This is a genomic window from Nonomuraea sp. NPDC049750, assembly GCF_040659625.1.
In the GTDB taxonomy this organism is placed as follows: Bacteria; Actinomycetota; Actinomycetes; order Streptosporangiales; family Streptosporangiaceae; genus Nonomuraea.
In genome coordinates this window covers 439,150-453,828 of the sequence record NZ_JBFANB010000002.1, presented here as the reverse complement: position 1 = coordinate 453,828, position 14,679 = coordinate 439,150, and the positions used below count along the sequence as shown (strand labels likewise).

At 69.1% G+C, this 14,679-nt stretch carries 12 protein-coding genes; 8 read left to right on the top strand and 4 right to left on the bottom strand.

Annotation, left to right across the window (positions count from 1 at the left end; genetic code table 11):
* Positions 1–365 precede the first annotated feature (365 nt).
* The 3 genes from AB0J16_RS07330 to AB0J16_RS07320 are packed head-to-tail and all read left to right on the top strand — an operon-like array spanning position 366 to position 2,540.
* Positions 366–1,769 carry a hypothetical protein gene (locus tag AB0J16_RS07330; protein WP_358535600.1) on the top strand — a complete coding sequence of 468 codons (1,404 nt, stop codon included), beginning with the start codon at positions 366–368 and terminating at the stop codon, positions 1,767–1,769.
* 16 nt (positions 1,770–1,785) lie between these two features.
* Positions 1,786–2,088, top strand: a complete 303-nt coding sequence (locus tag AB0J16_RS07325) for a hypothetical protein (RefSeq protein WP_358535598.1) — start codon at positions 1,786–1,788, stop codon at positions 2,086–2,088.
* A gap of 17 nt (positions 2,089–2,105) precedes the next feature.
* Complete coding sequence (locus tag AB0J16_RS07320) at positions 2,106–2,540, top strand: YbaB/EbfC family nucleoid-associated protein (protein WP_358535596.1); 435 nt, start codon at positions 2,106–2,108, stop codon at positions 2,538–2,540.
* Between the two features lie 47 nt (positions 2,541–2,587).
* Here AB0J16_RS07320 and leuA read toward each other — a convergent pair whose 3' ends face one another.
* On the bottom strand, positions 2,588–4,294 hold the full coding sequence (gene leuA / locus AB0J16_RS07315) for a 2-isopropylmalate synthase (RefSeq protein ID WP_358535594.1): 1,707 nt from the start codon (positions 4,292–4,294) through the stop codon (positions 2,588–2,590).
* Between the two features lie 162 nt (positions 4,295–4,456).
* On the bottom strand, positions 4,457–5,200 hold the full coding sequence (ddaH, locus tag AB0J16_RS07310) for a dimethylargininase (protein WP_358535592.1): 744 nt from the start codon (positions 5,198–5,200) through the stop codon (positions 4,457–4,459).
* Positions 5,201–5,238: 38 nt separating this feature from the next.
* On the opposite strand from ddaH, the gene AB0J16_RS07305 reads away from it, so the two are divergent.
* The 4 genes from AB0J16_RS07305 (at position 5,239) to AB0J16_RS07290 (ending at position 8,964) form a co-directional block, all read left to right on the top strand.
* Positions 5,239–5,484 (top strand): DUF2630 family protein, encoded by a 246-nt coding sequence (locus AB0J16_RS07305; RefSeq protein WP_358535590.1) that lies wholly within the window; start codon positions 5,239–5,241, stop codon positions 5,482–5,484.
* Between the two features lie 148 nt (positions 5,485–5,632).
* Positions 5,633–6,955 carry an MFS transporter gene (locus AB0J16_RS07300; protein ID WP_358535588.1) on the top strand — a complete coding sequence of 441 codons (1,323 nt, stop codon included), beginning with the start codon at positions 5,633–5,635 and terminating at the stop codon, positions 6,953–6,955.
* A 9-nt stretch (positions 6,956–6,964) separates the two neighbouring features.
* The gene (locus AB0J16_RS07295) at positions 6,965–7,630 is read left to right on the top strand and encodes a response regulator transcription factor (RefSeq protein WP_357947318.1); all 666 of its coding nucleotides are present in this window, start codon (positions 6,965–6,967) and stop codon (positions 7,628–7,630) included.
* Entirely contained in the window at positions 7,627–8,964 is a 1,338-nt protein-coding gene (locus tag AB0J16_RS07290; RefSeq protein WP_358535586.1) for a HAMP domain-containing sensor histidine kinase, read from the top strand. The genes AB0J16_RS07295 and AB0J16_RS07290 overlap by 4 nt, the downstream gene beginning before the upstream one ends.
* Before the next feature lie 36 nt (positions 8,965–9,000).
* On the opposite strand, the gene AB0J16_RS07285 is transcribed toward AB0J16_RS07290, so the two are convergent.
* Positions 9,001–9,900, bottom strand: coding sequence for a TAXI family TRAP transporter solute-binding subunit (locus tag AB0J16_RS07285; RefSeq protein ID WP_358535584.1), 900 nt, complete (start codon positions 9,898–9,900; stop codon positions 9,001–9,003).
* 32 nt (positions 9,901–9,932) lie between these two features.
* Between AB0J16_RS07285 and AB0J16_RS07280 the strand changes: the two genes are divergently transcribed.
* The gene (locus AB0J16_RS07280; protein WP_358535582.1) at positions 9,933–10,664 is read left to right on the top strand and encodes a Mut7-C RNAse domain-containing protein; all 732 of its coding nucleotides are present in this window, start codon (positions 9,933–9,935) and stop codon (positions 10,662–10,664) included.
* 582 nt (positions 10,665–11,246) lie between these two features.
* Here AB0J16_RS07280 and AB0J16_RS07275 read toward each other — a convergent pair.
* Positions 11,247–14,675, bottom strand: a complete 3,429-nt coding sequence (locus AB0J16_RS07275) for a protein kinase (RefSeq protein WP_358536143.1) — start codon at positions 14,673–14,675, stop codon at positions 11,247–11,249.
* Between the last annotated feature and the right edge of the window lie 4 nt (positions 14,676–14,679).

Here is a 14,679-nt window from a genome sequence, read left to right as displayed (position 1 = left end):
GTGTCTCGGCTGTGGGGGGTGGATCGCATCGCCCGTCACGGCGTCGATGGTCACGGCGCTGCGAACAGTCGCGAAACGTCACCGAACGTATGCATCCTTGATCGACAGCGTCAAGATCCACATCTGCGATCTAACAAACACTTAAGGTTCGGATGTGATGCGCGGGGCCATACTCGACGCTGGACGTCCTTGATCTCCGGATCTCTGGCCGAACATCCGCCCGCATGCCACAATGCGGGGCACCGCAGCGATCATGACCATATGACCCGATGCCGCCTGCCCTACCGGGAGCCGCATGGGAGGGGGACCTCGAGCGCTTCCTGCGTCTGCGGATCAAGAACAGCGCGACGCATGAAGGGGAGTACATGGACCTAGCCGCTGAGGGCGACGCGCTGTCGCAGCTCATCACGACGATCATGAACGCCATGAGGGCCGCGGGCAACGACAACGACGAACGCCAGCTGGCGCAGATGTCCGAGGCGTGCAAGGAGTTGGCCGCCAGTCTGGATACCGTGGGCGACAAGAACATCGACCCGGCCGTGCAGAAGGGCCGCAAGCAGTGGACCGGCGACGCGGCCACGCACTACCAGGAGATGGTCGACACCTACTTCGACCCGGCCGAACGGAAGGCGCTGGTCAAGAGCCTCGGCCACGTGTCGGAAGTGCTCCTCATGGCCAAGGAGGCGACCCACGAGACCAAACGGGCGTTCCGGGAGCTGCTGAAATCCATCCTCCAGGCGCTGGCGATCAGTGTGGCCCTGTCCATGTTCACGGGCGTGATGGGCAGGTGGGCCGCGTGGGTCGCCAGAGCCAAGATCGCCGCCCAGGGCGCCGGCCTCGCGGCCACCATCCTGGCGCGGCTGATCTGGTTTCTCAAAAAGGTCGCCGTACCCCTGCGCAAGCTGGCCGAGCTGATGAAGAGGAGCAAGGCGCTCAGGAGGGGCCTGACGGTCTTCAAGTCGCAGAACTGGGTGCTGAACGGCACGCAGGGCATGAGTTTCGGCAAGACGGCCCTGACGTCCTTCAAGAGCTACGCCAAGATGTTCGGCCTCCAGCTGGGCGCCGGCCAGTTCATGTTCGTGGGCCTGGGCCGGGAGCTCAAGGGCCAGTCGTTCTTCGCGCCCTTCGGCCTCCAATACGCGCAGATGGTGAATTCCGCGGCGATATCGTCGGCCTTCCCCTGGGGCCGCGTCGGCTGGGACAAGGCAAAGAAGGCGTACGGCGCCAAGGCCCTCTTCGCGGCAGGAGCCATGACCGGAACGGGCTACACGATCATCAACGACAGGCTCGAAGGCAAGACGCTGGGGCAAATGGTCAAGGACATCGGGAAGGTGGCGGTGCTGAACGGCGGCTGGGGCGCCCTGAACGGTGCCGCCCTCAAAAAGATCGGCATCACCGGCGACTTCCAGGTCCAGCTCTTCAACTCCACCGGCGCGATCATTCCCGGCACCGCCCTGCGCAACCTTCCCCCACCCATCGGCGTGCCCTTCAAACAGACGGAGCCGCCGGCGCACATCGACCATAAGAAGTACCCGGAGCCTGATGCTCCCCCATTGATGGACCGCCGGCCAGCGCCCCCCGCCACCCCCGCCCCCCAGCCATCGTCACACCAGGTCGCAGGGCAGGACACGCTGGCCGACATCGCGAAGCGGGTCTACGGCAGCGAAAAATACTGGCCCGAAATCTACAACGCCAACCGCGACGTCATCGGTTCGGACCCCAATGCCCTGAAACCAGGTACGAAACTGAAACTCCCGGATCTGAAATAACCGACTGGAGCGCGCGATGACCGGAAAAAGCCAGGAAGTCGGATATTCCACGGACGACCTGAAGAAAGGAGGAAAGGCCACCAACGAATCGACGAGCCTGCTGTCCACTCCCCGAAACGCTTTCGCCGAGTCGGCCAGGCCGACGTCCACCTGCTTCGGCCTGCTCCCCGAGGGATCCCAGGAACTGGCCGACGACTATCTGAAGTTCTACACCAACACCATCGACTGGGTGGACTCCCTGATGTGGAACCTGAACAACGCGGGCCTGACTCTGAACCAGACCGGAAAAAACTACGACCGGACCAACCCGACCGGATAGGTCCCCAAAGGGAGAACATGAGTTCCGACGACGCCAAAAATATCTACCAGGACGAACTCCACCGAATCTCAGAACAAGCCGAACAGGCACACAGCCGCCTGAAGAAAGCCGGTGGCGGCTTCAGGGACGTCTACGGCGCCGGTGAGAGCGCCGACGGCAAGATCAGGGCCCGCACCGACTCCGGCGGCCGCATCACCGAGGTGCGCCTCGACCCACGCGCCATGAAACTGAGCAGCCAGGACCTCGGCGAGGAGATCACCCTCGCGGTGCGGCGCGCACAGGACGACTGCGAGCGGAACCACGAGGAACTGCTACGCGGCGCCGTCGGCCGGACGCCACCGTCCCCTGACGCGGCCATGGAACAGTTCGAGGAGGTCATGCACTCCTTCAACCGCGCCATGAACAATCGAGAGAGCCGAATCGACCAGATCCTTCGGGAAATGGACCAGTAGTCGACCGCGCCGCACCATGCGAAGGGGGCGCGGTCGACTGAGAACGGTCAGCGCGACGCGCGGTTGACCGCCGAGATGATCGCCTTGAGCGAGGCCGTCGTGGTGTTGGCGTCGACCCCCACTCCCCACAGCACCCGGCCGTCGACGTCGCACTCCAGGTATGAGGCGGCCTTCGCGTCGCTGCCCGCGCTCATCGCGTGCTCCACATAGTCGAGCACCCGCACCCGGATGCCCACCTTGGCGATCGCGTCGATGAAGGCCGAGATCGGGCCGTTGCCCACGCCTTCGATCTCGCGGATCTCGCCGTCGAGCCGTACGTCGGCGCCGATGCGGTCCTTGTCGTCCCCGGCCGACTCGTGGCGGTGGGCCATCAGGCTGAGGCGGCCCCAGCGGTTGGCCGGGTTGGGCAGGTATTCGTCGCGGAAGATGGAGTACATCTCGGCCGAGCCGATCTCGCCGCCCTCGGCGTCGGTGCGCGCCTGGACGACCTTGGAGAACTCGATCTGCAGCCGTCGCGGCAGGTCCAGCTGGTGGTCGGCCTTCATGATGTAGGAGACGCCGCCCTTGCCCGACTGGCTGTTGACCCGGATGACCGCCTCATAGGTGCGGCCGATGTCCTTGGGGTCGATCGGCAGGTAGGGGACGGCCCAGGTGAACTGGTCGACCGGCACCCCGGCCGCGGCCGCGTCGGCCTCCAGGTGGTCGAAGCCCTTCTTGATGGCGTCCTGGTGGGAGCCGGAGAAGGCGGTGTAGACCAGCTCGCCGCCCCACGGGTGGCGCGGGTGCACGGGCAGCTGGTTGCAGTATTCGACGACGCGGCGGATCTCGTCGATGTCGCCGAAGTCGATCTGCGGGTCGATGCCCTGGGAGAACAGGTTCATGCCCAGGGTGACCAGGCAGACGTTACCGGTGCGCTCGCCGTTGCCGAACAGGCAGCCCTCGATGCGGTCGGCCCCGGCCATGTAGCCCAGCTCGGCGGCGGCCACGGCGCTGCCGCGGTCGTTGTGCGGGTGCAGCGACAGGACGATCGAGTCGCGGTACTTCAGGTGGCGGTGCATCCACTCGATCTGGTCGGCGTAGATGTTGGGCGTGGCCATCTCGACCGTGGCCGGCAGGTTGACGATGACCTTGCGCTCGGGCGTCGGCTGCCACACGTCGTTGACCGCGTCGCAGACCTCGACGGCGTAGTCCAGCTCGGTGCCGGTGAAGGACTCGGGCGAGTATTGGAAACGTACGTCCACGTCTGTCGCGTCGGCGAGCTTCTTGACCAGCTTGGCGCCCTCGACGGCGATGGCGGTGATGCCGTCGCGGTCCTGCCCGAAGACCACCCGGCGCTGCAGCGTGGAGGTGGAGTTGTACAGGTGCACGATGGCCTGCTTGGCGCCCTCGATCGACTCGAAGGTGCGCTCGATCAGCTCGGGCCTGGCCTGGGTCAGCACCTGGATCACCACGTCGCCGGGGATCCGGTCCTCTTCGATGATCTGCCGGATGAAGTCGAAGTCGGTCTGGCTGGCCGCGGGGAAGCCGACCTCGATCTCCTTGTAGCCCATCTTCACCAGCAGCTCGAACATCTGCAGCTTGCGATGAGCGTCCATCGGGTCGATCAGTGCCTGGTTACCGTCGCGCAGGTCCACGGCGCACCATCGCGGCGCTTCGGTGATGACCCGATCGGGCCAGGTGCGATCGGTCAGCCGGATCGGTTCGAACGGCTGATAACGCTGGAAAGGCATCGGGCTGGGCTGCTGAGCGGTCATGTCGGGAGCTCCTCGTCGGTCGAAAGAAAAGCGGCCGACGCGCATGGCTCGCTCCGCGGCGAGGGAGCCGGCCTCAGTGGCCCCCGCCGCGGCAGCTAAGAAGGAGGCCACGCAGCATGCCTTGCACGCTACCAGACGTCTCGCGGTAAACCGTCCTTGATCTCACATGATGAGAACCGACAGGCAGGTGACGCAGCCTTCCAACTTCTCGAACTCCGAGATGTCCACCAGCGTCACCTCCAGCCCGCGTTCCTGAAGCATCTTGCAGGTCCGCGGCGCGGAGGCGGCCATCAGCACGCGGTCGCCGCCCAGCAGCACCACGTGCGCCCCCGACTCCTCGGCGGGCACGAGCAGCCCCGGCAGGTCCGCGCGATCGGGGTCGCCGATGAGCGTGCCGTCCGGCAGCGCCGTGACGGCCGACTTCAGGTGCAGGACGCCGGTCAGATCCACGGGCACCACCTGCCGCTCCGGCAGCAACGCGGTGAGCTGGGTGATCCCCTCGTCGTTCGTCCTGGCCGACCTGCCGACGTACACGGTCCTGCCGACCTGAAGGACGTCGCCGCCGTCGAGCGTGCCGGGCCGCGCGATTCTGACGGATTTGACCCCGAGCGCCCGTACGAGGGCCGCCACGGTGTCCACCTCGGGCCGTCGCTCGATCGCCCCCGGTCTGGTCAGTACGGCCAGCCGGTCGCAGACCACCACCATGTCCTCGACGAAGGGCCCGTCGGGCAGGTCGTCGGCCGCCTCCACGTGGCGTACCTGCCACCCGGCCCCCTCCAGCGCGGCGACGTAGCGTTCGTGCTGGTCAAGGGCCCGTTCGTGGTCGACCGGTTCGCGCTCCACATGCGTGACGATGCCCTCGGAGATCCGTGGGCCGGGCTTTCTTACCAGCGCAATACCAGGCATAGGCCGTGTTCTATCACGTAGTAACTACAGTCTTGGACATGCGTGACAACGAGATTCTCACCAAGATCAGTGATCTGGTCACCGAAGAGCACGAGCTGCGGAGCAGGCTGTCGGCGGGCGAGGTCAGCTCGGACGAGGAGCACACGCGGGTCAGGGAGCTGGAGACGGCCCTCGACCAGTGCTGGGACCTGCTCAGGCAGCGCAGGGCGAGAAGGGACGCGGGCGAGAACCCGGACGGCGCCAAGGCCCGGCCGGCCGGCGAGGTGGAGAACTACCGGCAATGACGGGAAAACGGGCCTGATCTCACCTCTCCGTTTCCTTGATGTTAAGCGGACGTTAGATCTGGCCCGTCTCCCCTTGTCGGAAGAACCTTCTGCGGAGAGGCTCTGGCCTGCACCTACTCCCCCCAGGCCCCGCACAGGAGGTAATCCAGTGAGCCAACCCCGCGTGCCGTGGAAGGCAGTGATCGGCGGTTCCGTCGGCAATCTGGTCGAGTGGTACGACTGGTTTGTCTACAGCAGTTTCGCCGTCTATTTCGCCGCCTCCTTCTTCCCCAATGGCAACTCCACCGCACAATTGCTCAACACCGCGGGCATCTTCGCCGTGGGCTTCTTCATGCGCCCGATCGGCGGCTGGCTGCTCGGCCGCTACGCCGACACGAAGGGCCGCAAGGCGGCGCTGACCATGACGGTCACGCTGATGTCGCTGAGCGCGCTGCTGATCGCCATCGCCCCGACGTACGAGTCGGTCGGCTACTTCGGCGCCGTGGTCCTGCTGATCGCCCGCCTCCTGCAGGGTATCTCCGTGGGCGGTGAGTACGCGGCCAGCGCCACGTACCTGACGGAGGCCACCCCCGCGGGCAAGCGCGGCTTCGCCTCTAGCTTCCAGTACGTGTCGATGACCGCCGGTCAGCTCGTCGGCCTGGGCCTGCAGATCATCCTGCAGAACACGATGACCAAGGAGGCGCTCAACTCCTACGGCTGGCGCATCCCGTTCATCATCGGCGCCCTCGGCGCGGCGGTCGTGTTCTACCTGCGGCGCAACCTCCTGGAGACCGAGGCGTACGACGAGGAGGAGCAGGGCAAGGAGGGTGAGAAGAGCGAGCGCGGCACCATCAAGGCGCTGATGGCCCACAAGAAGGAAGCCCTGCTCGTCATCGCCCTGACCATGGGCGGCACGGTCGCGTACTACACCTACACGACCTACCTCACCAAGTACCTGGTCAACACCGCGAACCTGCCGAAGGAGACCGCGTCGCTGGTCAGCTTCTCGGCGCTGTTCATCTTCATGTTGATCCAGCCGCTCGCCGGCGGGCTGTCCGACCGGATCGGCCGGCGGCCGCTGCTGATCACGTTCGGCATCGGGTCGATGCTCGGCACCGTACCGCTCATGACCGCGCTGTCCAGCGTCTCCGGCTTCGTCGGCGCGTTCATCCTGTCGCTCGTCGGCCTGATCATCATCACCGGCTACACCTCGATCAACGCGGTGGTCAAGGCGGAACTGTTCCCGACGCACATCCGGGCGCTCGGCGTGGCCCTGCCGTACGCCATCGCGAACGCCCTGTTCGGCGGCACGGCGGAGTACGTCGCGCTGTGGTTCAAGTCGGCGGGCGTCGAGTCCGGCTTCTACTGGTACGTCTCGGGCTGCGCCGCCGTGTCGCTGGTGGTCTACCTGACCATGCGCGAGACGCGCGACGTGGCGCTCTCCCGCTCGGAGCGAGAGGGAGCGGCGGAGTCGGTCTCCGTCCGGGCCTAATCTGGCCTGATGCGAGTTCTCCTGGTCGAAGACGACGATCGACTCGCCTCCGCGCTCACCACGGCCCTCGCGCGCCATGGCCACCAGGTCGCGCGCGCGGGGCTGGCAGTCGACGCCCTCCGCCTGGCGGGGGGCGTCGACTTCGTCCTGCTGGACCTGGGCCTGCCCGACATGGATGGCCTTGAGGTGCTGCGCCGCCTGCGCCGGGTGTCGGCCGTGCCGGTCATCGTGGTGACCGCCCGCACGGAGGAGCGCGAGGTGCTCCGCGGCCTGCGGTCCGGGGCCGACGACTACCTGGTCAAGCCGTTCCGTACGGTCGAGTTAATGGCCCGTATGGAGGCCGTGATGCGCAGGGGCACCCGCCCGATGCCGACGCGGGACCACGTGGTCAGCGTCGGCGATGTGCGCATCGACCTGGAGGCCAGGCAGGTCACCGTGTCGGGTGAGCAGGTGACGCTGACCAGGCGCGAGTTCGACGTGCTGGCGCTGCTGGCCCGTGAGCCTGGCGTGGTGCGCAGCCGCGAGGAGATCCTGGACGAGGTCTGGGGCGACCCGCTGCTGTCGGCCTCCCGCTCGCTCGACGTGCACGTGGCCGGGCTGCGGTCGAAGACCGGCCGCCCGCACCTGGTCGAGACGCTGCGCGGCACCGGCTACCGCCTGGGTTCCACGGCGTGAACTCCCGCCTGGTGGTCACGTTCACCACGCTGATCGTGTTCCTCATCGCGGCGCTGGCGGTGCCGCTCGGCTTCGCCTACGCCTCGCACCGTACGAACCGCCTGCTGCTCGACCGGCGGGCCGACGCCACCCGTTTCGCGGAACTGGCCGACCAGGCCGCGCGCGACGACGATCGTACGGCGCTGACGGCCGAGGTCGTCCGTTACGCCGACCTGTACGGCGCGGCCATCCGCGTCCGCGACAGGGACGGCATGATCGTGGTCACGGCCGGCCGCTTCGACGGCGACGACCAGGCGGAGACCCGGCTGGCCCTGAGCGGCCGCACGACCGAGGACCTGCCCACGATCAGCCCCTTCGGCCCGGCGAAGGTCCTGCTGGCCGAGCCGGCCGGCCGGGACGCGCAGCTGTCCGGCGTGGTGCTGCTCCAGGCCCGCACCGACCAGTCGCGGCTGGACGTCTCGCTCGTCTGGGGCGCGCTGGCGCTGGGCGCGCTGATCGCGCTGGGCTACTCGGTGCTGGCGGCCAGACAGCTGGCCCGCTGGATCCTGCGCCCGGTGACCGAGCTCGACCGCACCACCCGGGCCATCGCGGAAGGCCACCTCGACGCCCGGGCCAATCCCGGCGGCGGGCCCTCGGAGCTGCAGCGGCTGGAGGAGCGGTTCAACGCGATGGCCGACGCGGTGTCGGGGGCGATGGAGCGGCAGCGGGCGTTCGTGGCCGACGCCTCGCACGAGCTGCGCACCCCGCTGACCGTGCTCGGGCTGCGGCTGGAGAACCTGGAGCCGCACCTGCGCGCGGACGGCACCACCGAGTTCGAGGAGGCCATGGCCGAGCTCGACCGGCTGGCCCTGCTGGTGGAGGACCTGCTGGCGCTGGCCAGGGTCGAGGCGGGCGCGGGCGGCGAGGCCAAGGAGATCGAGCTGCGGCCCCGGCTGGCGGTGTGGCGGGAGGTCTACCCGGCCAAGGATCTCACTCTGCGGGTGGACGTGCCGGAGATGTCGCTGGTGCCGGAGGCGGCGGCCAGGGTGGCGGACATCGCGCTCGACAACGCCCAGAAGTTCGTGCCCGCGGGCGGCACGGTGACGGTCACGCTCTCCGACGGCGTCCTGCGGGTCGCCGACGACGGGCCGGGGCTGGCCGAGGAGGAGCGGGGTGACGCGCTGGGCCGGTTCTGGCGGTCGGGCGCGCACGCGAACGTGCCGGGTAGCGGGCTGGGGCTGGCCATCGCCACGGAGCTGGCCAAGTCGTGCGGGGCGACGTTGAGCCTGCTGCCCGCCGTACCCCATGGGCTGGTCGTGGAGTTGCGGCTGGCTGAGCCGTACACGGAGCTGTAGCGCTCGTTTGGCCGTACACGGAGCTGTAGCGCTTGTTTACCCGTACACAGACCTGTAGTAGCGGGCGGCGCCGGGGTGCAGGGGGACGATGCCGGTGCCGATGGCGTAGCGCTTGTCGAGGCGGCCGCCCGGCGCGGAGGGGGCCTGGAGGCGGTCGCGGGCGCTGAAGAGCGTCGCGGTGACGGTGTAGGCGACGTCGTCGGACAGGGCCTGGCGGCAGACCAGGTAGCTGGGCGTGCCGACGGTCGGGACCGGTTTCGCGCTGCCGTACACGCCCGCGGGGATGGTGGCGTGCTCATAGACCGGGCCATAGATGCGGCGCAGCATCGGCACGAACGGCTCCAACGGGACGATCCTGATGCCGCCGAGTGAGGCGAGCGCGGGGGTGGGCACGCCGCCCGACCAGAAGAACGCGTCGATCACGCCGTCGACGAGCGCCTTGATCGACCCGTCGAGGCCAAGCCTGGCGGTGATGTGATTACGTACCCCGGCGGCGTCGAGCACCCGTTCGGCGGTCACGGCGGTGCCCGATCCCTCGGCCCCGATGGAGACCTGCCGCCAGGCCAGGTCCTTGGGGGCGAAGATGTCCGAGTTGGCGCGTACCACCAGATGGACGTAGTTCATGTACATCCTGGCCAGCGCAGCGACGGGCTGGTGGCGCACGCGTACGGCGTCGTCGGCGCTGTCGGCGAGCGAGAACCCGAGATCCGCCCGGCCGTCGGTGAGCATGGTGAGATTCTGCACGCTGGCCGCGGTCTCGATCACCTCGACGGTGAACCCGTCGCGCCGCAACTCGGCCGCGAACCGGTCGCCGAGCACCCCGTACGGCCCACCGGCCAACCCGGTCGCCAGCCGCAGCGAGCGTTGCTCCGAGGCGGTGACCGAGCAGCCCGCAGCGTTCAGCGCGGCGAGCGCGAGAAAGACACGGCGGGACATCGGCACAGGCTCACGTTATCGAATCAAGCAGAATGGACAATGTGACCGAACGGGACGCGCACCTTCGAATCTCCGCAGACCTGATGATGTTCCTGCCCGTGAGCCGGCGCCGCGAGCGCCACCGGATCGCCATCGGCGGCAGCTCCACCCTGGGCCACCACGTGGAGTCGGCCGGCATCCCGTTGACGGAGGTCGGGCCGATGACCGTCGACGGCCGCGGCGTCGGCCCCTCCTACCAGCCCGCGGCCGGCGACCTCATCGAGGTACGGCCGATACCCAGACCCCAGCCGCTGCCCCGCGAGCCCCGCTTCCTGCTGGACGTGCACCTGGGCACGCTCGCGCGACGGCTGCGCCTGCTCGGCCTCGACACGGCCTACCACAACGACATGGACGACCCGGCGCTGGTCGTGCAGGCCAACGAGGAGCGCCGGGTGTTGCTCACCCAGGACCGCGGCCTGCTGCGCCGCCGCGCGCTGTGGCTCGGCGCGTACGTGCGCGGCTCCCGTCCCCACGACCAACTCCGCGACCTCCTCGAACGCTTCACCCCGCCGCTGCGCCCGTGGACGAGGTGCACGGCCTGCAACGGCGAGCTGGTCCCGGTGGAGAAGCGCGAGGTGCTGCCGGTCCTGGAGGCGGGCACCCGGCACGCCTTCGACGCGTACGGGCGGTGCCAGGAGTGCGGCCACGTGTACTGGCACGGCGCCCACAGCGGCCACCTGGAGGAGATCGTGGCGACGGCCCGGCAGTGGGCGGCTACGGGGTGAGGCAGGGCTCACCATGCGACCCGAGCCCGCCACCGTCCACCGCCGCATTCCCCCGTCCAATCCACTCTCACCCACTTTCCATGTGCATGAGAAGGGCAGAAGTAATGCGAAATCGACTCACAGCCATCGGAATTTCGCTCTCAGCGTTGGCCGCCCTGCTCGTACCGCCTGCGCCTTCGTACGCAGCCACTCCCGTTCCAGCATCTGAGAGCCAGCGGATAGCAAAGAGCATGATGCCCAGCTATGGCTGGAACCCTTCATCGCAATTCAACTGTCTGGTCTCACTGTGGAATCGCGTCAGCCACTGGAGCACCACGGCAGGAACGCCATCAGGGCCATACGGAATACCTCGAGCGAATCCCGGGAGGCTGATGGCCTCCGCCGGCCCAAACTGGAAGACGAACGCCCGAACCCAGATTAAATGGGGACTTGGCTATATCAAGACGCACTACAGCACGCCTTGCGCGGCATGGAGCCACTACCAAAGCTCCGGCTGGTACTGATCAGACACGCTGCGGTCCATCGCTCTCGTGTGAGCCGCGGCCGCAGGGGGCATCGTCCGGTCGGCGCGGCAGTGAGCGGCTACGGGGTGACGCAGGGGTCGAATGGCTCGATCTCAGGCAGGTATCGCTGCCAGTCGGCCGCGCTCAGCGTCCCGCCCGCCCTGCGGCACACCTCGGCCCGCGCTCGGTCGCCGTCGAGGGCGACCTGCCTGACCACGCCCTCCGCGGTGGCGACGAAGAGCGTCCGCCCGTCCCGGCTGAAGGCGATCGACGCGTCCCCGGCGTCCCCAAGGTCGCTCAACCCGTCGTACACGGTTCCCAGGTATCGGCGTTCGGCGACGTCCCAGAGCCGGATCCGCGCGTCCGAACCATAGGTGGCGATCGTGCGCCCATCGGGTGACCAGACGGGGGTCGAGCCGCCGGCACCCTGGATCGCGGGGAAGGTGGCGATGACCTTCGCGAAGGCCGAGTCCCACATCGTCATCCGATCGGCCGCGCTGACGACCGCGTACCTGCCGTCGGGGCTGAAGGCGGTGGCCCCGCCGGGCACCCTGCCCGGTCCGGCGGGATGACCGCCGACCGGATCGACCATCGTGAGATAGGAGTCGGTTGTGGTGATCAGCACCTTCCCGTCGGGCCTGAAGACCATCTGTTCCGAGCCCGGCGTGGTGGCCTCGGTCACGGACCCGGTGCGCAGGTCCCACAGCTCGGCCCGGCCCTCCGCGCCCATAAGCGCGGGAGCGACGGCCAGCGTGCCGCCGTCCGGGCTGAACGCCATCCCTTCCACTCCCCGCGCGTTCTTGCCCGCGAGGTTGAACGCCGTACGCACGGCTCCCGTGTGCGTGTCGAGCACGGTGACCCGCGCCTTCTCGCTCTCCGCTCCCCCAACGGCCAGGAGGGACCCGTCGGAGGAGAAGGCGAGTACCGCTCCCTGGCCCGTGGGGTCACCCACCTCAACAGGACGCGCGATCTCCCTGCCGCCGGTCCAGAGCCGGACCCGGCCGCCAGAATAGACGGCGAGCCCGCCGCCGCCCGGCGCGAGGCGCGCGAAGCCGTCGGAGGTCCGGTGAGCCACAGCGGCCACCATCACCCCGGCGATCTCAGTCGTGTAGACCGTGCCGCCGCCCGTTTTGACGCGCAGGGCGGTGCCGTCGAACCGGAGCTGGGAGATCGCCGCGTGGAGAGACCGGTCGGCCATCATCCATCCATCGGAGCGCCGCAGCACGACCAGCCTGGCGTCGGCCCACATCGCGATGAACCGGCCGTCGAACGAGATGTCGTCCGCCACCGATCCGGCGCCGTCGCCCGGCAGCGGTTTGCCGGACGGCACACTCCTGAGCAGCAGACTGACGCCGTGGACCTCGGGGTGAAAAACCGTGACGGCGAGTTCCGGGCCGTCGGGAGCGAATTCGGCCTCTTTGACCAGTTTCTTCTCCGGCAGCCAGGGCGCACGGAGCCGTCGCCGCGTGCGCAGGTCCCAGAGCTCGGCCCGGCTGCCACCGGTGGAGTAGCGGACGCCCAGGGCGCCGTCGCGGCTCACGGCGTCCATCCCGAGCGACCGCCGGGTCTCCAGGTCCCACCACGCACCGTAGCGGCCTTCGATGCCTTGGGGGACGAAGAGGCGCCGTCCATCCGGAGAGAAGTGGAGCGAGTCGGCGTGGGTCGCCAACGCGCCCGCCGCGAAGGGCTTGCCCCGTGGGGCGCCGCTGGACACGTCCCAGAGGCGGACGTGCCGCTCGTCCTGGACGGCCAACGTCCGGCCGTCGTAGCTGAGCGCGAGCTTCGACACCGGACCGATGCCGGAGAGCTCCTTCGTACTGTGATGCCCGGGAACGTCCAAGAACCGCACCTGCCCGCCCGCCGCGGCGAGGAGCGTGCGGCCATCGGGGCTCAGGGCGTACCTGGTCTCGGCGCTCGCCGAGGGGTCGGTGAACGAGTCCAGCGTCGTCTGCGACAGCGAGTCGTACAGCGCGCCTCTCGACTCGGGCAGCGGGGCCAGCCGCCAGGCGGCGGCGCTCATCACCATGCTCACCTTCGGCCAGGTGTCACGCAGGTCGGCCGCGCGCAGCACCAGCGACCTGGCGAGGGCTTCGTCGCGCTGCCGCTCGGTCACCCCGCGCCGGTACTCGGCCAGCCCCAGCCCGCCCAGCGCGGCGACCAGCAGTACGGCCAGCGCCGTCGCCAGCAGGCCGCGCCTCCTGGACTGGCTTCTGATCTGCTTGGCCGCGGCGTCGAGGAACTCCCGTTCCCTCCTGGCCAGTGTGAGGTCCTTGCGTTCGGCGGCGGCCCACTGGAGCGTGCGGTCGAGGCTGGAGCCGTGCAGCAGGTCGCCGGGTTTCCGGCCGTGGCCGTCCCAGAGGCCGGCCGCCTCGACCAGGCGCCGGTGCACCGGCAGCCCCTCGCGGTTGTCGGCCACCCAGGTCCGCAGCCGGGGCCATGCCTGGATCAGGGCGGGCTTGGCCAGCTCGTACGTGGTGCCGGTGCTCCTCACGAGGCCCGCCGCCTCGAAGAAGGTGAGCAGGGCGGACACGGCCTCGGTCTCGGGCAGTTCGTCGCGGGTCACCGGCCTGAGTGAGCCGTCTCCGTCGAGCATGCGCAGCAGCACCTCGGGGACGGCCGCCCGCTCGACCTCGGACAGCTCGTCGTACAGCTCCTCGGCGATCGCGCCCAGGTCGGGCTCGGCCGGGCTCCTGAGCGGGCCGGCCAGCGCCCCGCCACGAGAAAGCGGGTCGCCGCCGTCGGCGCCGATCAGCTCCAGCAGGGCCGCGCGCGCCGAGGGCCGCACGGCCGGGTCCTTCGTGAGCGCGCTCGCCACGAGCCGTCCGAGCGGGTCGGCCAGGTCGGCCATGTCGGGGCGGAAGTCCATGACCTCGCCGATGACCGCGACCGGCTCGCGTACCTCGATCGCGTCCTCGCCCCGGGCCGCGAACAGCACCACCAGCCCCCACGCCCACAGGTCCGCCGCGGCCGTCGCGCCCCGCCCGGCCAGGACCTCCGGCGCCATGTAGTTGGGCGTGCCCATGACCGGGCCGGTGGTCGTCGGACCGGCCTCGCGCGCCACACCGAAGTCGATCACCCGGGGACCGTCGGGCCCGAGGATGATGTTGTCGGGCTTGAGGTCACGGTGCACGACGCCGGCCTGGTGGATGGCCGTCAGCGCGGTCGCCACGCCGATCGCCAGGCGCCGCAGCGTGTCACCCTCGTAGGGGCCGTGCTCGGCGATCACCTGCCGCAGGTTGGGGCCGGGCACGAACTCGCTGACGATGTACGGCTCGGCCACCTCGATGATTCTGGCCGTGCAGAACGAGGCCACCCGCGCGGCCGCCGCCGCCTCCCTGGCCAGCCTGGCCCGCGAGTCGGGATCATCGAACCTGGGCACCTTGACGGCGACGCGCTCCCCCTCCTCGCCGTACGCCTCATAGACGACGCCCTGGCCACCGGCGCCCAGCCGCCCGGCGAGCCAGTAGCGGCCCAGCCGGTGCGGGTCGGAGGGAGTCAGCGGGATCATCAAG